We start from the raw sequence: 17,906 nt of genomic DNA, 5'->3' as shown, positions 1-17,906 counted from the left end.
TTGCAGATGCGGCAAGGGCAGAGGTCTTATCGGCCGAAGGCGGCATTTTATCAGCAAATGCCATTTCTTTTCTGTTGCGCGGCGCTAGCGGTGGGACTTGGGCATCTCAGTCCCCTGCCGCCCCGCCGCAGATCGTGAAAACTAACTACAATTCAAATTGACAGCGCTGTCTCGCTGTGGGAGGCTTTCTTCGGTATGACAACGCTGTCATTTTCCGTTCTGGAGTGGCGGGCAGGGTTGCAAAAACAATAACCGGTGTCCGATTCCCATTGTCGGCACCCGCAATCTAGGGGGCTCTCATGGATATTACCCAGTTTCCCAGCTGGCGACGTCTCAATTCTCTGGCCGAAAAAATGCACGGCCGCCAGCTGCGCGATCTTTTCAATGACGATCCACAGCGCGCGGCGCGCTTTTCCGTCGAGTTGCCGGAATTCCTGTTCGACTTTTCCAAAAACCTGATCGATGACGAAGTTCTTGTAAATTTGTTACAGCTTGCCGGCGACGCGGACCTGGAGGGTTGGCGCGATCAGCTGTTTGCCGGTGCGCCCATCAATCGCACGGAGGGGCGCCCGGTTCTGCATCCCGCGCTGCGCGGCGGCTTGTCTGGCTCGCTGCAGGTCGGCGGGGCTCCGGTGGATGTTCTGGTCGACAGTGAGCTGCAGCGCTTGAAAGAGTTTGTAAATTTACTACATAATGGCGTCCTGGCCGGATGTACTGGCAGGCGCATCACCGATGTCGTCAATTTGGGGGTCGGGGGCTCCCATCTCGGTCCCGAGATGGTGATCGAGGCGCTGCGGGCCTATCGTCGCGACGAAGTGCGTATTCACTTCGTCTCCAATGTCGACGGCGCCCAGTTGCATGACGTCCTGGCGCAGCTGAATCCGGAGACAACCCTGTTTGTGGTTTCTTCGAAGACCTTCACGACCACCGAGACGATGACCAACGCGCGCAGTGCGCTGGACTGGTTCGGCAGTGTGGCGTCCCCGGAGGTGGTGTTGCAGCGGCACTTTGTCGCGGTGACCGCCAGCCCGGAAAAAGCCTGTGCGTTCGGTATAGCGCCGCAACGCATTTTCCAGTTCTGGGACTGGGTAGGCGGGCGCTTCTCGTTGTGGTCGGCGATAGGGCTGCCCATCGCGATGGCCGTGGGTTTCGAGGGCTTCCGCGCACTGCTCGACGGGGCCGCCACTATGGATCGGCACTTTCGGCAGGCGCCGCTGGAACGAAATGCCCCGGTGCTGATGGCGCTGGTCAGTCTCTGGTACTGCACCTTTATGGGCTATCCGGCGCACGCGATTCTGCCTTACGAGCAGGCGTTGCATATGTTGCCGGCGTACCTGCAGCAGGCGGAAATGGAAAGCAATGGAAAATCTACTACCAGGGCAGGGGAGGAGGCGGACTACGGAACCGGCCCTCTAATATGGGGCATGCTCGGTATCAACGGTCAGCATGCGTTTTACCAGTATCTGCACCAGAGTCCGGAAGTGGTGCCGGCGGACTTTATCGGCAGCGTTACCCCGGGACACCCGCTGCCGGGCCATCACGAAATTCTGTTGGCGAACATGTTCGCCCAGAGCCAGGCATTGATGAACGGTGTCAGCCGGGAAGAAGTAGAAAAAGAGCTGGCGGCCAGAGGGCTGCGAGCCGAAGAGATTCGCAAATTGGCGCCCTACAAGGTGCATCGCGGAAACCGGCCCAGCAACACGATCCTGTTGCGAAAGCTTGATCCGCATTCCCTGGGCGCATTGATCGCGCTTTATGAGCACAAGATTTTTGCCCAAGGCGTCATATTACAAATTTATTCTTTTGATCAGTGGGGCGTAGAACTGGGCAAAGGGTTGGCCTCGGCACTACAACCACAGTTGGATAGCGGTGATTTTCGCAATCAGGACGCATCCACTGCCGGGCTGATCAACTTTTACAGGCGGGTGACGGCCGGTGCTGCGGCGCTGGAATTTGCCGGCTAACGAACAGCATAAAATGGAAAGGTTATGGTACACAGCAAGGTTCAAGCAGTTACCGAGCGAATCATAGAGCGCAGCGAGGAAACCCGTGCGCAGTATCTGGCGCAAGTCGAAAAGGCGCATATTGACGGGCGCGCCAGCAGCCGCCTGTCCTGCGGCAACCTCGCCCACGCCATCGCCGCCGAGTCCGATCAGAACAAGAACCTGATCGCGTCGGGGCGCGGTCCCAATCTGGCCATCGTCACTGCGTACAACGACATGCTGTCGGCGCACCAGCCCTACGGCACCTATCCCCAGCTGTTGAAAGAGGCGGCCGCCCGCAACGGCGCCACTGCCCAGGTTGCCGGGGGTGTGCCGGCCATGTGTGATGGCGTGACCCAGGGGCGCGCGGGTATGGAGCTGAGCCTGTTCTCCCGCGACGTGATTGCGATGTCTACCGCTGTTGCCCTGTCGCACGATGTGTTCGAGGGCAGCATGTTCCTCGGTATCTGCGACAAGATCGTTCCCGGGCTGGTAATCGGCGCCTTGGCCTTCGGCCACCTGCCGGCGGTATTTGTGCCGGCGGGCCCGATGCCCACCGGTCTTTCCAACGCGGAAAAGGTGCGCGTGCGGCAGCTCTATGCCGAGGGCAAGGTGGGTCGCAAGGAATTGCTGGAAGCGGAAAGCGCCTCCTACCACAGTCCGGGTACCTGCACTTTCTATGGTACGGCCAACAGCAATCAGATGTTGGTGGAAATTATGGGCCTGCAGTTACCGGGCAGCTCCTTCGTCAATCCCGGCACCGAACTGCGCACCGCGCTGAACGAAGCGGCGGTGAAGCAGTTGGTACAGATTACCGAGCCCAGCCAACACACCCCGATCGCCAAGATTCTGACTGAGAAGACCTTCGTCAACGGTATTGTCGGCCTGCTTGCTACGGGCGGTTCCACCAACCACACGTTGCATCTGGTGGCCATGGCCCGCGCGGCCGGTATCCAGCTGACCTGGCAGGATATGGCAGAGCTGTCTGAAGTGGTGCCGCTGCTGTGCCATGTATATCCGAACGGCACCGCCGACATTAACCATTTTGCCGCCGCCGGCGGTATGCAATACCTGATTCGCGAATTGCTGGGTGCGGGGCTGCTGCACGACGACGTGCATACCGTACTCGGCAACTCCGGCATGCAGCCGTACTGCGACGATCCCTTCCTCAGCGAAGACAAGAGCGGTGTCGTCTGGCGCCCGACCGCCGAGGAGAGCGGCGATCCGGACGTGATTCGCCCGGTGAGCGATCCCTTCTCGCACCACGGTGGTCTGCAGCTCCTCGACGGCAACCTCGGCCGCAGCGTCATCAAGGTATCCGCGTTGAAGTCGGAGCATCTGAAGGTGACAGCGCCGGCCATCGTTTTGAACAGTCAGGACGAATTGCTGGAGCGCTTCAAGGCCGGCGAGTTGGAAAAAGATTTTATTGCCGTGGTGCGTTTCCAGGGGCCGCGCGCCAACGGTATGCCGGAACTGCACAAGTTGACGCCGACCCTCGGTGTGCTGCAGGACCGGGGTTTCAAGGTGGCGCTGGTGACCGACGGGCGTATGTCCGGTGCTTCCGGCAAGGTGCCGGCGGCTATCCACATGTCACCGGAGGCGGTCGAAGGTGGCCCCATCGCGAAAGTGCGCGACGGTGATCTGATCGAGCTGGATTCCGAGGCGGGCGTTCTGCGGGTGCATGTGGACGACGCAGAGCTGGCGGCGCGGGAACCCGCCCAGTGCGATCTGTCCGAGAGCGCCAGGGGGATGGGCCGCGAGCTGTTTGCCAATATGCGGGCAATCGCCAGCGGCGCCGAGAGCGGTGCGAGCATTCTCTACTAATTTCACGGTGTGCTTAGAGCATCCAAGAAAAGACAAAACCAGAGCAAAATTTATGGCAAATCCATTTGATATGGTGTTGTTTGGCGGCGGCGGTGACCTGGCATTACGCAAGCTGATCCCGGCCCTGTACCGCGCGCATATGGAAGGCAGCCTGGCCGAAGGGTGTCGCATTCTGCCGGTATGCCGCCGTCAGGACGATGCGGACCAGTACCTGGACACAGCCCAGGATGCACTGAAAAAACACCTCCGCGACGGCGAGTACAGCGATTCGGTGTGGAAAGAGTTCAGCCAGCTGCTGCGCCCGGTAGCGCTGGATATTGCCGTGCCTGACGAGCAGTGGGATCAGCTGGCCGACATTCTCGGCGCCGACGAAGCGCGCGGACGCCTGTTCTACCTGGCCATTCCGCCGGGGGTCTTCGGTCCCTGCTGCGAAAACCTGTCACTGAAGGGGCTGATCAATGAGCAGTCGCGCGTGGTGGTGGAAAAACCCCTCGGATACAACGCGCAGACCTCCGATGAAATCAACAGCAAGATAGCCAGCTACTTCCCGGAAAATAATATTTTCCGTATCGACCACTATCTGGGTAAGGAAACCGTCCAGAACCTGTTGGCGCTGCGTTTCAGCAATGTGCTGTTTGAGCACCTGTGGGACGCCAGCACCATCGACCATATCCAGATCAGTATCTCGGAAACGGTTGGCCTCGAGGGGCGGGCGGGCTTTTACGATGATACCGGCGCGCTGCGCGACATGGTGCAGAACCATCTGTTGCAGCTGCTGTGCCTGATCGCGATGGAATCCCCGAACAAGATGTGCGCGAAGAATATTCGCGCCGAGAAAATCAAGGTGCTGGAAGCGCTGCGCCCCCTGGTTGGCGAAGGCGTGGACAAAAATGTTGTCCGCGGTCAGTACGTGGCCGGCGGGCTCGGTACCCAGCTGGTGCCCGGTTACTTGGAAGAGCTGGAAGCCGCGGGCAGCAACACGGAAACCTTTGTCGCAATTCGCGCACATATCGATAACTGGCGCTGGGCCGGCGTACCTTTCTATCTGCGTACCGGCAAGCGCATGGAAAAGCGCTGCGCCGAGATCGTGATTCAGTACAAGAAAGTGTCCCACCGCGTCTACGACGAATCCGCCGGCGACATTATTCCAAACCGCCTGGTCATCCGCCTGCAGCCGGAAGAGAGCATCAAACTGGTATTGATGGCGAAGAAGATGGACAGCCTGACTACGGAACTGCAGCCGGCAGAGCTGAACCTGACACTGTCCGATACCTACGACAGCTTCCGGAGCGATGCCTACAAACGCCTGATGCTGGATGCCGCGGCCAATAATTCCGCGCTGTTCATCCACCGCGACGAAGTCGCCGCAGCCTGGTCCTGGGTGGATCCGATCATTGATTACTGGCGTGAGACCAACAGTCAACCACACCTGTATCGTGCCGGTAGCTGGGGCCCTCAGGCCGCCAGCGAGTTACTGGCTCGCGACGGTCGTCACTGGTTTAACCCCTAGTAAAACCTTGCTTTCAGGTAAATGGAAAATTGCATGGTAGAAGAAAAATTCTTTTCAGATCGCGAGCGCCTGGTGCAGGCGCTAGCCCATGACTGCGCCCGTGATCTGCAAAAAGGTATCAAGGAGCGAGGACAGGCGAGCTTCCTGGTTTCGGGCGGCAGCACGCCCGAACCGGTGTACCGGGAGCTGTCCAAGCGACCACTGCCCTGGTCACAGATCAACGTTGCCCTGGTCGATGAGCGCTGGGTGGAAAAAACGGAGAGCGGTAGCAACCAGGCTTTCATCGAAAAGTGCCTGCTGCAGAACTGTGCCGCAGAAGCGCCGTTTCTCGGCATGAAAACTGCGCACGCCAGTGCCGTGGAAGGTCAGGCCGATTGTGAGCGCGCCTATGGCGAATTGCCCAACCCCTTTGACGTCTGCGTGCTGGGCATGGGCAGTGACGGGCATACCGCGTCCCTGTTTCCTCACGCCGCGGGCCTGGAAGCGGCACTGGACCCAAATTCCGCACAACTGTGCAGCGCCATTACCGCCAGACAGAGTGAGGTCACAGGAGTTCACACCGAACGCATGACGCTGACTCTGGCCGGCATTCTGCAGGCGCGAGATATCAAACTGCTCATTACCGGCGACGAGAAACTGAAAGTGTATCGCGAGGCGCTGCTTGGCAGCGACGAGCTGGAGATGCCCGTGCGCAGTATTCTCAAGCAGGGGTTAAAGCCGGTCACCGTTTACTGGGCGCCTTAACGAATAATCTGGAATTTACTGATGCAAAAAAAACTCGCCGAAGTATTGGAGCAGGCTGGCGTAGTCCCGGTACTGGTCATAGAAAAAGTTGAAGATGCACTGCCACTCGCCGAAGCGCTGGTAGAAGGGGGACTGAACGTACTCGAAGTGACCCTGCGCACGGAAGCGGCGCTGGGCGCCGTAGAACAGATTGCGAAACACCTGCCGGATGCGCATGTGGGAACCGGCACCGTGCTGAACGGTGATGACCTGCGCCGTTCGGTGGATGCCGGAGCCAGTTTCATGGTCAGTCCGGGCTCGACCGAGCAGCTGCTCGACGCGGCGGCAGAGTCCGATGTGCCGCTGTTGCCGGGTGCCGCCAACCCGTCGGAGGTGATGCGCCTGCTGGAGCGCGGCTATCGCTACCAGAAGTTTTTCCCGGCCGAGGCTGCCGGTGGCGTGCCGATGTTGAAGTCTATCGGCGGTCCGCTGGCGCAGGTGAAATTCTGTCCCACCGGTGGCATAGGCCCGGGTAACGCCGCCGACTACCTCGCGCTTTCCAATGTGGTGTGCGTGGGTGGCTCCTGGATGGCATCTGCCGGCCTGGTACGGGAGGGGAACTGGGCGGAAATCACTCGCCTGGCCAAGGTGGCATCCGCGCTCAAGTAAACGGTCGGAGCACGGGAGGGGAGCCCCGACGGACCGGTGGATTCCCGGCGGAATGACCAAATTCAAATAATGAAGGTAAAGTGAGATGAAAATCAGAATTGCCATCAATGGCTATGGCCGTATCGGCCGCAATGTCACCCGCGCGATCTACGAATCCGGCTACAGTGACCGTGTTCAGCTGGTGGCCATCAACGATCTGGCGCCGGTGGAGTCCAATGCACACCTGACTCGCTATGACACTATCCACGGCCGTTTCAACACCGAGGTACAGGTGGATGGTGATGCGCTGCTGATTGGTCGCGATCGCGTGCAGGTGTGCCAGGAGCGCGATCCGTCCAAGTTGCCCTGGGGTGAGCTGGGTGTCGATCTGGTGCTCGAGTGTACCGGTCGCTTTACCGACAAGGCTTCGGCATCCGCGCATCTTGCCGCCGGTGCCAAGGCGGTGCTGATTTCCGCCCCGTCCAAGGATGCCGACCTGACCGTCGTCTATGGCGTGAACGATGACAAGCTGACCGCGGAGCACAAGGTCGTTTCCAACGCGTCCTGTACCACCAATTGCCTGGCACCGGTGGCCAAGGCCCTGCACCGTGCCCTGGGTATCGAGCGCGGCTTCATGACCACGGTGCACGCCTACACCAACGACCAGAACACCCAGGATGCGGTGCACGCGGATATCTATCGCGCCCGCGCCGCCGCAGACAATATGATTCCCACCAAGACCGGCGCTGCCGCGGCAGTGGGCCTGGTGCTGCCCGAGTTGAAAGGTCGCCTGGACGGTATGGCGGTACGTGTTCCGGTAAGCAATGTGTCCCTGGTGGACTGCCAGTTTATCGCCGGTCGCGAAACCACCGTGGATGAAGTCAACCGCATCATGCGCGAGGCTGCGGAAACCAGTGGTGTACTGACCTACTGCGACCAGCCGCTGGTATCCGTGGATTTCAATCACACCACGGCATCCAGTCACTTTGATGCCAACCACACCCGCGTCAATGGTAATCTGGTCAAGGTCATGGCCTGGTATGACAACGAGTGGGGCTTCTCCCACCGTATGCTCGATACCAGCCTCGCGATGGCGGAAGCACTACAGCTTAATCAGTTTGTGGCGGAATCCGCGTAAGCTTTATCACGTGTACAGCCCTCCCTGAATGGGAGGGCAAAGCTCTTAAATTTTCACAATAATTTCCAGCTGGACTCTATGATTCGCCATACCAAAATCGTCGCCACCCTCGGCCCCGGAACCGACAAGCCGCATGTCATCGAGGAAATGGTCCGCGCCGGTGTCAATATTGTGCGCCTGAACTTTTCACACGGCTCCGCCGAAGATCATCGCCGCCGCGTCGAGGAAGTGCGCCGGGCCGCCGTAGCTCAGAACAAGCTGGTTGCGGTGCTCGGCGATTTGCAGGGACCGAAAATACGAATTGCCCGCTTCACCGAGGGCAGTATCTGGCTGGAAAACAACAGCGAGTTTGCGCTCGATCTGGACTGCCCGCCGGAAGGCGGTGACCAGCACCGTGTCAGTGTCGACTATCCGAGCCTGATCAAGGATTGCAAGGCCGGCAATATCCTGTTGCTGGACGATGGCAAGATCCGCCTCGAAGTGACCGGCACCACGCCACGCAAGCTCTATTGCCGCGTATTGCAGGGCGGCAAGCTGTCCAACAACAAGGGCATCAACCTGCTCGGTGGCGGCCTCTCTGCGCCCGCGCTGACGGAAAAGGATTACCGGGATATCGAACTGGCGGCGCAACTGGAAGTGGATTTCCTCGCGGTCAGTTTTCCGCGTTGTGCGGACGACCTGGAAACCGCCCGCCGCGCGATGCAGGAGGCCGGCAGCCAGGCGGCGATTGTCGCCAAGGTGGAGCGCGCCGAAGCGGTGGGCAACGACGAACAGATGGATAAGCTGATCTTGGCATCGGATGCGATTATGGTGGCCCGCGGCGACCTCGGTGTCGAGATCGGCGATCCGGCGCTGATCGGGGTGCAGAAGAAACTGATCAACCGCGCCAACGCGCTGAACCGCGGCGTGATCACGGCGACCCAAATGATGGAGTCGATGATCACCAGCCCGACACCGACCCGCGCCGAAGTCATGGACGTGGCCAATGCGGTACTCGATGGCACCGATGCGGTGATGCTGTCCGCGGAAACCGCCGCCGGCGACTACCCGGTAGCCGCAGTCGAGTCCATGAGCGAAGTCATCGTAGGTGCCGAACAGTATCTCGGCAGTGTGCCGCGCCCGGCAGCCAACCAGAGTGCGTCTGTCCGCATCGACACAGTGATCGCCCAGGCCGCCATTGACGTGGCCGCGAGGGTAGAGAACCTGTGCGCGATCGCGGCGCTGACCGAGTCAGGGCGCACGCCGCGTATCATGTCCCGCGCCACCACCCAGCTGCCGATTTACGCGCTGACCCGTCACCCGCGTGTCGCGCGCCAGCTGGTGTTACTGCGCGGCGTCGAGCCGGTAGAGTTCGATCCGGCATCCGTGCCCCTCGGCCACCTGACGGAATCGATCGTGGAAGTATTGGGTTCGCGCCTCGACCTGCAAAAAGGCCAGCGTATTCTGATTACCCAGGGCGAACGCCTGAATGTAAACGGCCATACGAGCTCGATGCGCATCAAAGAAATTGAGTAATTGTTAATCAATGGGTTCTGCCCTGATCCCTTGGGGGAGGGGCGGAACCGCTTCCCCCTGTCGGCCTTTCGTTGCCAGTTACTTTTCACTGCGGTTAATAATTAATCAGAAAGCTGCGGTTGATCCGCCGCCTTGCTGTCATTCATGACAATTTGGCGTAGATACTGGTCTCGCCCGACAATTCCTTAACTTGCTGTTTCAGCTGGATTTTTGCCCGTTGGCGTCAAATACGTCCAGATAAACGGATATCAAGTTAAATCGCTTCCTAACCTGTAGCTTTTTATTTTTTTTCTGTGTATTGTTTTTCACGGAAATGACAGCGCTATCATAAATGGAAATGACAGCGCTATCATTTGGCGGTACAAGGTGATAAAAAATTTCAAACCAAATCTTTATATCAATAAAAAAGGAAGGGGAAATCGATGCTTAATCGCAACAAACTCGCACTCTCCATCAGTGCGGCTGTCCTGACCGGTGGCCTGGTGGCCCCGCTGGCAGTTGCCCAGACCAGTGGTGAGGCCCTCGAAGAGGTTACCGTTACCGGTATTCGCGGTTCTCTGCAGGACGCGCTCAGCACCAAGCGTAATGCTGGAGGAATCGTCGATGCGATCTCTGCCGAGGACGTGGGCAAGTTCCCGGACAAGAACGTCGCTGAATCTCTGTCACGCATCACTGGTGTCGCGGTTAGTCGTGAATTCGGTGAGGGTGAGAAGGTTTCTATTCGCGGTGCCGGTCCCGATTACAACCGCACGACCCTGAATGGCCAATCCGTTGGTACCGCGGACTGGTTTATTCTGGATAACCCGGCTCGCAGCTTTAACTTCACCCTGCTGCCGTCAACACTGATTTCCTCGCTTGAAGTTTCCAAGAGCCCGCAGGCCTCCCAGGATGAAGGTTCTCTGGGCGGTACCGTAAACGTTCGCACCCACCGTCCACTCGACCTGGATGCGGGTGAGGGTTCTATAACCGCAGAGAGCGTTTACTCCGAGAGCTCCGAAGAGTTCGATCCGAGCGTATCGGGCCAGTATTCCTGGAAAAACGACAGCGAAACGTTCGGTATCCTGGTTGCTGCGACCAAGCAGGACCGCACCGTACAGCGTTCCGGCTTCGAAGTGCTGTCCTGGACCGATGAGGCGACTCCGGGAACCATGGTCCCGGGAACCATGGGTGCGCCGACTTTCTACCAGGAACGCGAGCGCGAGACCATTTTCGTGTCCACCCAGTTCCGTGCCACCGATGAGCTGCTGTTCACCCTCGATGCCCTCGATACCAGCGTAAACGCCGACAACATGAACGGAAACTGGCTGGTATTTGCCGGTGACAATGCCCTAGAACATGTTGCAAACGGTCAAATGAGCGGTTCCAGTGTTGTCGCGTCCGAGATCAGCGGTGCAGGTCGCGGTGTGGTTAACTGGATTAACCGTGTCTCTTCTTCCGAGTCCCAGTCTTATACCCTGACAGCCGAGTATGACGCCGATGCGTTCAGCCTGGACGTGGTGGCTGGCCAGACTTCTGCGGAGGGCGGTACCTACCGCGAGACCTCTTGGGAGTATGGCTGGACCGGTGGTGACTATGCTTTCGATCTGAGAAAGCCGTCACTGACTACCAATCCCGCTCCGAACGATGCCGAGGCCTATGGTGCCGGCTGGATCTGGGGTGGCGAAAAGCCCACCACAGACGAAGAGACCTACTTCCAGGTCGATTTGGAACTGCCGATCGACGCCGGTGCCTTCACTGCTATCAAGACCGGTATCAAGTCTCGCAGTGCAGAGCGTACCCAGGACCGCACCGTGTACAGCTGGCATGGTCCCGGAACTCTTGCCGGTAACGAGGACCTGGCCTCTGAGTGGCCGGTATACCTGCAATACATCTTCAATACTTGTCCGACCCTGGCCAGCTGTGACCTGAACTCAGGTGGTACCGTGAACATCGATTCTCCGGTTGCCGGTAACGCGACCAACGTGGTCAAACAGGTTCGCGACGTAATGGAAGAAATTGCGTTTAGTGGCCTGAACGGCGTCCCGGCGGATTACGCCCGGTCTCTGGAGCTGGCCAATATCTGGGCGGTAGAAGAGGATATCTTCGCTGTTTACGCGCAGGCGGAATTCGAGGGCGAGCGCTACCGCGGTAACTTTGGTCTGCGCTACGTAACAACCGATCAGGCCTCTTCCGGCTACGAGTTCAGCAGCGATTCCTGGGGCTTCAAAACCATCGACCGCGATTGGCTGAATCCGGCCTATCTCGAGTGGGTGACTGAAGACAATGACTACAGTGAGTTCCTACCGAGCTTCAATATTGCCTACGACCTGAACGATGACATGGTGGTTCGCACCGCGGTTGCCCGGGTGATGGCCCGTCAAAACTGGAACCAGATTTCCGCATTTGAGACTTTCGGTTCTCTGAATGCGCCGGATCCTCAGGGCCAGTCAGGTAACCCATTCCTGGAGCCGTTTATTGCCGACCAGCTGGATGTCTCTTACGAGTGGTATTACGGCGATGTTTCCGCTTTCTCCGCAACTACCTTCGTGAAGAAGAATCACAGCTATCTGGCCAAGGAAACCTACACCGAGGCCCGCTATGACGAGCAGAGCGACAGCTACGTAGATGTCGACTTTTCCCGTGACGTCAATGGTCCGGGCGGCCTGGTGGCTGGTGTCGAACTTGCCGTGCTGCACGATTTCGACAACGGTTTTGGTCTGCAGGCCAACTATACCTACACCAGCACCGGTGAAGATACTGTAGTCGGTATCTCCGATACCATGGCAAACCTGATGGGTTACTATGAGAACGACACCTTCGGTGCCCGCCTCATGTACAACTATCGCTCCGAGTGGAGCAAAGGTTTTCACTGGAACGGTAACCCGCTCTCCAACGACGCCTACGGCCAGTGGGATGCGAGCTTCTCCTACAGCGTTACTGACAACGCACAGCTAACGTTTGAAGCGGTTAACCTCACCGATGAGCAGATCGTTGAGTACAGCGATTACGAAGATCGTCTGATGTCTCTGTATGAGAATGGACGCCGGTTTGTAATCGGTGCGCGCTACGACTTCTAAGCGTTGTTAGCACAAAAAAAGCCGGGCTTTCGCCCGGCTTTTTTTGTAGTTTTTTCTGGTTTTTCAGGTTGTCCGAATATCAATATGCCGATAGCTGGGTAGGAATATGACTTTTGAGCGAAATATTGTTGCTCTCGATTCGAATGAACATCGGGAGTTGCGTATACGGCCAGGCTTTGAATTTGAGCATCTGGCTGGCCAGCAGTTGGTCCCATTGGCCGCGAGTGAATTAATCAGTGCGGCTAACAGCTTTCCGACTATTTTTGTAAAAGATGGTGCAACCGGCGATTACCGTTGTGCGGGAATGCTGGGGGTAGAGGAAGGAGAGAATGTAGTGTTCACAAATGGGCAGGGTAACTCCGCCTATATTCCCCTCGATATCAGGCGGTATCCATTCTATATCGCCGGCAACGGAGATACTGGAGAGATGACCCTGTGCATCAATGAACTGTCGAAGAAATTCTCCAGGGACTTCGGACAGCCGTTGTTTGATGAAGATGGCAACCCATCCCAGGTTGTCAACTCGATGAAAAAATTGTTAAGCGAGCACGCACGCAATGAGGCGGAGACGCGAGTCTTTGTCGAGTTTCTGGATAGCAAGAATCTTCTCGAACAGCGGGAGCTTATGTTCAAGGTCGATGGTAAGGATCGCAAGATTTCCGGAATCTTTTGTGTTTCTGAACAGGCGGTACGGGATCTGGATGAAGCTTCCGTGCTTGAAATGCACCAGCGCAACTATTTCGGTGCTGTATATGCCCACTTGGTCTCGCTGGGCCAGGTTCGCCGGATCCTGGAGCTGAAGGCAAAACAGGGCGGCTAGGGAGATGCGGCCAATAGATGAGATTAAATCTTGCGACTTGTCCGGGTTTGAAGACGAATATCTCAGTACCCAGACACCGGTCGTGATTCGTGGTCTGGTGGCGGATTGGCCGATACTGGCCGATTCGCCCGCGGATGCCCTGGAGAAGTTGCGCGATTTGGGCCGGGACGAACGCCCCGGGAGGATCCGCGTCGTTGAGGCGCCGGCAAAGGAGCGAGGCCGTATTGGCTATTCACAGCAATCCGGCCGTCTGAATTTTTCCCGCAAGGATATGGCGTTCGCCGCTTTCGTGGAGAAGTTGGAACAATTGGTGCCGCTCGATAGCGTCATGGTACTGGCGCTGCAGAGCACCTTTATCGATGAGATTTTTCCGAAACTCGCCAATAGGCTGACGATGCCGCTATTTGATCCCGCCGTCAGGCCCAGAATCTGGATTGGCAATCAGGGCAGTGTGGGGGCGCATTTCGACGATGCTGACAATATTGCCTGTGTCGCCATGGGGAGACGCAGATTTACCCTGTTTCCGACAGGGCAAATAGAGAATCTGTACATCGGACCGATCGATCATACTCCGGCGGGTGCACCTACCACGCTGATGGGAATCGAGCCGGACCTGGCCCGCTATCCAAAATTCAGCAAAGCGCACACCGCGGCACAATTCGCGGAGCTGCGTCCGGGGGATGCAATATTTATCCCCACGCTGTGGTGGCACCAGGTCGAAGCGCTGAGTGATATTAATGTTCTCGTAAACTACTGGCAGGGCGGTGCAATAGGCGGTGACTCCGGTGCCGACTCAGTATTTGATGCACTTCTGCATGCTCTGTTGGCAACCCATGCCCTGTCCCCGGAAAAGCTCAAAGCCTGGAGTGAGATCTTCGACTACTTGGTGTTCCGCAAAAGCGGCAATCCGGCGGAACATATTCCGGCAAATATGCGCGGTGTCCTGGGAGGGGTGACGGAAATACACAGGCGGCAACTGAAAACCTATCTGTCGGCCAGGCTAAACCCCGATGAATAGACAAGCGGGAAGCTATGCACCGTCTATGGTGGGGCTTTCCCGGTTGGGGCAGGGCGTCCTTCCGTAGTCATTGCAAGGCTCGATAAGCTTCTGCCATTGATCCCCGGACCCCTTATCGGATAGCGGCTGTGCCTTGCTGACGGTAACACCAATGAACGCTCGGTCGGGAAATGTCGCCTTTGTGGATGCGGAAGAGGAAGCACGCATACCGAGATGCAGGGATAATTTCTGAGCCCCCCGAGCCATAGGCGCGACCTCTATGCTCGAATCTGCGGTAGCCAGAGGCCTGCTTGTCAATTGCCCGGTGGCAGGCGCAACTGGCTGACGATACCTGCCGATAAACACTTTTCTTTTGCAAGCAGGCAAATATACTGTGGACCCACTGAGCATAATAATCAGCTAATAACTAAATTAGGTAGTGTTGTATGTCTGAGAACCAGTCCCCCAAAGTTGTCGCCCTGCGTAGCGATGCCCACAGCAAAGTGAAGATCCGCGAGCTGGGGACCTTTGAGCATGTCAAGGGTAGCCACATGGTGCCTGTTACCGCGCATGAGTATGCGCGTCTGGCTGCTGAATACCCGATTGTTTTTGTCAAGAATTCTGACACCGATCAGTTTCAGTCGGTTGCGCTGATGGGACTGAAGGCCGGCGAGAACCTGTTCGTCGATGGTGACAAGTGGCTGGGAGTCTTCGTGCCCGGCGCCATCCGCAACCACCCGTTTGTGCTGGCTCCGGCCGGGCAAGACAGTGATCAGTTGATGGTCGGCCTGCTGGAAAACAGCCCGCTGGTGAGCGAGGAGGAGGGTAACGCCCTGTTTACCGAGACCGGCGAGGAAACCGACTACCTGAAGGCCAAGAAGGAAGCCCTGGTTGGCTATCTGGAAAGTGACCAGATGACCAAGGCGTTCGTCAACGTTCTGGTCGAGAAAGATCTGCTGACCTCGCAGAATGTCGCGGTCAACGCGGGCGAGGAAAAGATCAACCTGGGCGGTATTTACATCGTCGACGAGAAGAAGCTGGGCGAGCTGAGCGAAGAGGATTTTGCCGACTTCCGCAAGCGCGGCTTCCTGCCGGCACTGTACGCGCAGCTGGGTTCATTGCACCAGTTCTCGCGTCTGGCCAAACTTCAGGCTGGCGTTTAAGCCGCACCCGCGGCGGCGCGCACGGCCATTTGAGTCGGCGCGCCCTGAGCTCCATGTCGTGGTTCGCCGCACCATGGAGCCCTGATTCCTTCATGTCCTACCTGTTTTCCTCGTCAAGCCATGCGTAACTTAATCTGGTTGTGGCTGCTGTTTCTGGCGGCTTTCTACGGTGTGTGGCTGCTGTTGGTCATCGGTTTTGACCACTGGGAAACAGCCCTCGAGCACTGGCCCATGGCCGTGTCCATGGCGGTCGGCAGTTACGCCGCCGGCTCGACCCCGATGGGCGGTGGTACGGTGGGGTTCCCCGTACTCGTGCTGCTGTTCGATATGCCGGCCAGTCTCGGCCGGGACTTCAGTTTTGCGGTGCAGTCCATCGGTATGGTCAGTGCCGGTATCTTTATTCTCTGCCGCCGCCAGGTGCTGGCCTGGTCGATGTTGCGCGGTGCGCTGCTCGGTGCGCTTGTCGCCACTCCCGCGGGTATCCTTTTCTTCGCACCGCTGGTGCCAGAGCTGTGGGTGAAATTGGCGTTCGCCGTCCTCTGGGGCAGCTTCGGCATCCTGCATCTGTACCGCCTGGGCGAGATTACCGGTCACGACCACGCCGGAGATCCGAACTGTCCGCTGGATTTCCGGGTCGGGCTATTGCTCGGCGGCGTAGCGGGGTTCAGTGCCGTGTCGGTTACCGGAGTCGGTATCGATATGGTGATCTACGCGGCGCTGGTGCTGCTGAGCCGGGTCGACCTCAAGGTGGCGATTCCCACCTCGGTGGTCATCATGGCGTTCGCATCCGTAATCGGCGTCGTGGTCAAGTCGCTGGCCGGTGAGTGGCAGCCGGGGGTGTTCGGCAACTGGCTGGCCGCGGCGCCGGTGGTGGCTCTGGGGGCGCCACTCGGGGTATTCGTCGTAGGGCTGATCGGTCGCAAGCCTACGCTGCTGGTGGTGGCGGTTCTGTGTGTCGGGCAGTTTGTCTGGGCCTGTGCGTCAGAGCTGGACACGCTGGGCGTGGCCGGTCTCGGCCTGGCGCTGTTGGCGGTCATCTTGTGTCTGGCGGGGTTCGAATGGCTGCGTTTATTGGGCCTGCGCCGCGAGGGGCGACGTCTGTCCAGGCAGAGGGATCGCAGCGGGAGTGCGCAAAGTTATGAGGCTGCGGGGGCGATCGTGTGATCGCCCTTTTTATTTGGCGCTGTCGCGAATTGGTGTAGTCGGCCCTGGAAAACTGCGTGTTAAGTGCCGGCCAGTTGGTTGAATGCCGAAACTGCGGGCGATACCGAGTGATATCGGCTTCGGGTTTCCAGGGGATTCATCGAAGAAGAAAATGGCTGGGGCGGTAGGATTCGAACCTACGCATGACGGGATCAAAACCCGCTGCCTTACCGCTTGGCTACGCCCCAGTTTCAAGGACTGTGAAACGATTGCTCACAGTTTGAAAATGGTAGCAAGGGGGAGACTTGAACTCCCGACCTCAGCATTATGAGTGCTGCGCTCTAACCAGCTGAGCTACCTTGCCACTGAAAGTCTCGGCTAACCGAGGGCGCGCATTATCGGGCGACTGCGGGGGTGTGTCAACCCCCATTTTAGTAAATTAATCAGTAAGTTAGCGTCTCTGTGCGAGCGCTAGCGGCCCCGGCCGATGGCAGCGAACAGGGAGCCCGCGACCACGGCAAATGCGCCCATCCAGCTGATCCAGTTCAGGGGTTCGACCTCGATATAGTCGGGCCACAGGGCGCCGATAAGTGCGCTCAGGCCGAGGGTCATCAGCGGAACGAGGGCCAGGGTGGCACTGACCCTGGATGCCTCCCAGGCGGCCATGGCCTTGGCGAAGGCGCCGTAGGCAATCAGGGTGTTGGCGGTCAGGAAGATCAGTAGCGCCCAGCCGAGCCAGTCCAGCCTGACCACGCTGAGGGGATCCGCCATCGGCAGGAAGCACAGGGTGCCGGCCAGGTAGATCAGTACCAGCAGGCTCTGCGGGCGGGTGCTGGTGACGATTTTCTTCTGGAACAGCCCGTAGATGGCCCACGTGACGGCGGCGATCAGGATAAAGCCGACGCCGATCAGATAATCCGCATTGCTGCCGCTGAGCAGTTCCTCCAGGCGCTGATTGAAAAACAGCGGCAGCCCCACGGCCACCATGAGTACGCCCATCCACTGGCGCGGGGAGAAGCTCTCCCCGAGCCAGATAACACTGGCGATCAGCAGCAGCAGCGGGGCCAGCTGAATCAGCACCTGCACTGCGCCGGCGGTGATATAGCTCAGTCCGGTGGCGTAGGCGATGTAGTTACCCAGCAGGCCGAGCACGGCCAGTGTGGTCAGGGGCAGCAGCCTGCGGGTGAACAGCTGTCCCAGGTGCAGTTGGCGGGTCCAGCCGTAATAGGTCCCCGCCAGCAGTGCGGCGCCGGAGAAACGGTACCAGGTGACCGTGGCTGCGCTGATGTCGCCGAGCAGGCCCTTCATGGCGATCGGCAGCATTGCCCACATAAAGGCAGTGGTCAGCGCCAGGGGCAGGCCGACTTTCCAGTTGGATTGGATCATT

General features: G+C 58.5%; 13 protein-coding genes and 2 tRNA genes. 12 read left to right on the top strand and 3 right to left on the bottom strand.

Annotation, left to right across the window (positions count from 1 at the left end):
* The first annotated feature begins 299 nt into the window (after window positions 1–299).
* The 12 genes from pgi (at window position 300) to BLW36_RS06660 (ending at window position 16,540) form a co-directional block, all read left to right on the top strand.
* Window positions 300–1,964, top strand: a complete 1,665-nt coding sequence (gene pgi, locus BLW36_RS06715) for a glucose-6-phosphate isomerase (RefSeq protein WP_091386351.1) — start codon at window positions 300–302, stop codon at window positions 1,962–1,964.
* A gap of 24 nt (window positions 1,965–1,988) precedes the next feature.
* Complete coding sequence (gene edd, locus BLW36_RS06710) at window positions 1,989–3,806, top strand: phosphogluconate dehydratase (protein ID WP_091386349.1); 1,818 nt, start codon at window positions 1,989–1,991, stop codon at window positions 3,804–3,806.
* Window positions 3,807–3,858: 52 nt separating this feature from the next.
* On the top strand, window positions 3,859–5,316 hold the full coding sequence (zwf, locus tag BLW36_RS06705; RefSeq protein WP_091386347.1) for a glucose-6-phosphate dehydrogenase: 1,458 nt from the start codon (window positions 3,859–3,861) through the stop codon (window positions 5,314–5,316).
* A gap of 33 nt (window positions 5,317–5,349) precedes the next feature.
* Window positions 5,350–6,060 carry a 6-phosphogluconolactonase gene (gene pgl, locus BLW36_RS06700; protein ID WP_091386345.1) on the top strand — a complete coding sequence of 237 codons (711 nt, stop codon included), beginning with the start codon at window positions 5,350–5,352 and terminating at the stop codon, window positions 6,058–6,060.
* A 21-nt stretch (window positions 6,061–6,081) separates the two neighbouring features.
* Window positions 6,082–6,708 carry a bifunctional 4-hydroxy-2-oxoglutarate aldolase/2-dehydro-3-deoxy-phosphogluconate aldolase gene (locus BLW36_RS06695; RefSeq protein ID WP_091386342.1) on the top strand — a complete coding sequence of 209 codons (627 nt, stop codon included), beginning with the start codon at window positions 6,082–6,084 and terminating at the stop codon, window positions 6,706–6,708.
* Between the two features lie 85 nt (window positions 6,709–6,793).
* Window positions 6,794–7,825, top strand: coding sequence for a type I glyceraldehyde-3-phosphate dehydrogenase (gap, locus tag BLW36_RS06690; protein ID WP_091386340.1), 1,032 nt, complete (start codon window positions 6,794–6,796; stop codon window positions 7,823–7,825).
* 78 nt (window positions 7,826–7,903) lie between these two features.
* Window positions 7,904–9,340, top strand: a complete 1,437-nt coding sequence (gene pyk, locus BLW36_RS06685; protein WP_091386338.1) for a pyruvate kinase — start codon at window positions 7,904–7,906, stop codon at window positions 9,338–9,340.
* 422 nt (window positions 9,341–9,762) lie between these two features.
* The gene (locus BLW36_RS06680) at window positions 9,763–12,396 is read left to right on the top strand and encodes a TonB-dependent receptor (RefSeq protein WP_091386336.1); all 2,634 of its coding nucleotides are present in this window, start codon (window positions 9,763–9,765) and stop codon (window positions 12,394–12,396) included.
* Between the two features lie 106 nt (window positions 12,397–12,502).
* The gene (locus BLW36_RS06675) at window positions 12,503–13,216 is read left to right on the top strand and encodes a SapC family protein (protein WP_091386334.1); all 714 of its coding nucleotides are present in this window, start codon (window positions 12,503–12,505) and stop codon (window positions 13,214–13,216) included.
* Window positions 13,217–13,253: 37 nt separating this feature from the next.
* The gene (locus BLW36_RS06670) at window positions 13,254–14,234 is read left to right on the top strand and encodes a cupin-like domain-containing protein (RefSeq protein WP_170833141.1); all 981 of its coding nucleotides are present in this window, start codon (window positions 13,254–13,256) and stop codon (window positions 14,232–14,234) included.
* 425 nt (window positions 14,235–14,659) lie between these two features.
* Window positions 14,660–15,376 (top strand): SapC family protein, encoded by a 717-nt coding sequence (locus tag BLW36_RS06665; protein ID WP_091386330.1) that lies wholly within the window; start codon window positions 14,660–14,662, stop codon window positions 15,374–15,376.
* A 120-nt stretch (window positions 15,377–15,496) separates the two neighbouring features.
* A complete protein-coding gene (locus tag BLW36_RS06660) occupies window positions 15,497–16,540 on the top strand; it encodes a sulfite exporter TauE/SafE family protein (RefSeq protein ID WP_091386328.1) in 1,044 nt (347 codons plus the stop codon).
* Window positions 16,541–16,692: 152 nt separating this feature from the next.
* Here BLW36_RS06660 and BLW36_RS06655 read toward each other — a convergent pair.
* From BLW36_RS06655 to BLW36_RS06645, 3 genes are all read right to left on the bottom strand, one after another.
* Window positions 16,693–16,767 (bottom strand) — tRNA-Gln (locus BLW36_RS06655).
* A gap of 39 nt (window positions 16,768–16,806) precedes the next feature.
* Window positions 16,807–16,883 (bottom strand) — tRNA-Met (locus BLW36_RS06650).
* A gap of 107 nt (window positions 16,884–16,990) precedes the next feature.
* Complete coding sequence (locus BLW36_RS06645) at window positions 16,991–17,905, bottom strand: DMT family transporter (protein WP_091386326.1); 915 nt, start codon at window positions 17,903–17,905, stop codon at window positions 16,991–16,993.
* Between the last annotated feature and the right edge of the window lies 1 nt (window position 17,906).

Source organism: Microbulbifer marinus (assembly GCF_900107725.1).
Lineage (GTDB): Bacteria > Pseudomonadota > Gammaproteobacteria > Pseudomonadales > Cellvibrionaceae > Microbulbifer > Microbulbifer marinus.
The sequence above is the reverse complement of the archived record's forward strand: the minus strand, read 5'-3'. Positions and strand labels throughout refer to the sequence as shown.

Bases quoted from the DNA above. Each gene is read 5' to 3' on its own strand.
- pgi (WP_091386351.1), top strand. From the start codon at position 300: ATGGATATTACCCAGTTTCCCAGCTGGCGACGTCTCAATTCTCTGGCC.
- edd (WP_091386349.1), top strand. From the start codon at position 1,989: ATGGTACACAGCAAGGTTCAAGCAGTTACCGAGCGAATCATAGAGCGC.
- zwf (WP_091386347.1), top strand. From the start codon at position 3,859: ATGGCAAATCCATTTGATATGGTGTTGTTTGGCGGCGGCGGTGACCTG.
- pgl (WP_091386345.1), top strand. From the start codon at position 5,350: ATGGTAGAAGAAAAATTCTTTTCAGATCGCGAGCGCCTGGTGCAGGCG.
- BLW36_RS06695 (WP_091386342.1), top strand. From the start codon at position 6,082: ATGCAAAAAAAACTCGCCGAAGTATTGGAGCAGGCTGGCGTAGTCCCG.
- gap (WP_091386340.1), top strand. From the start codon at position 6,794: ATGAAAATCAGAATTGCCATCAATGGCTATGGCCGTATCGGCCGCAAT.
- pyk (WP_091386338.1), top strand. From the start codon at position 7,904: ATGATTCGCCATACCAAAATCGTCGCCACCCTCGGCCCCGGAACCGAC.
- BLW36_RS06680 (WP_091386336.1), top strand. From the start codon at position 9,763: ATGCTTAATCGCAACAAACTCGCACTCTCCATCAGTGCGGCTGTCCTG.
- BLW36_RS06675 (WP_091386334.1), top strand. From the start codon at position 12,503: ATGACTTTTGAGCGAAATATTGTTGCTCTCGATTCGAATGAACATCGG.
- BLW36_RS06665 (WP_091386330.1), top strand. From the start codon at position 14,660: ATGTCTGAGAACCAGTCCCCCAAAGTTGTCGCCCTGCGTAGCGATGCC.
- BLW36_RS06660 (WP_091386328.1), top strand. From the start codon at position 15,497: ATGCGTAACTTAATCTGGTTGTGGCTGCTGTTTCTGGCGGCTTTCTAC.
- BLW36_RS06645 (WP_091386326.1), bottom strand. From the start codon at position 17,905: ATGATCCAATCCAACTGGAAAGTCGGCCTGCCCCTGGCGCTGACCACT.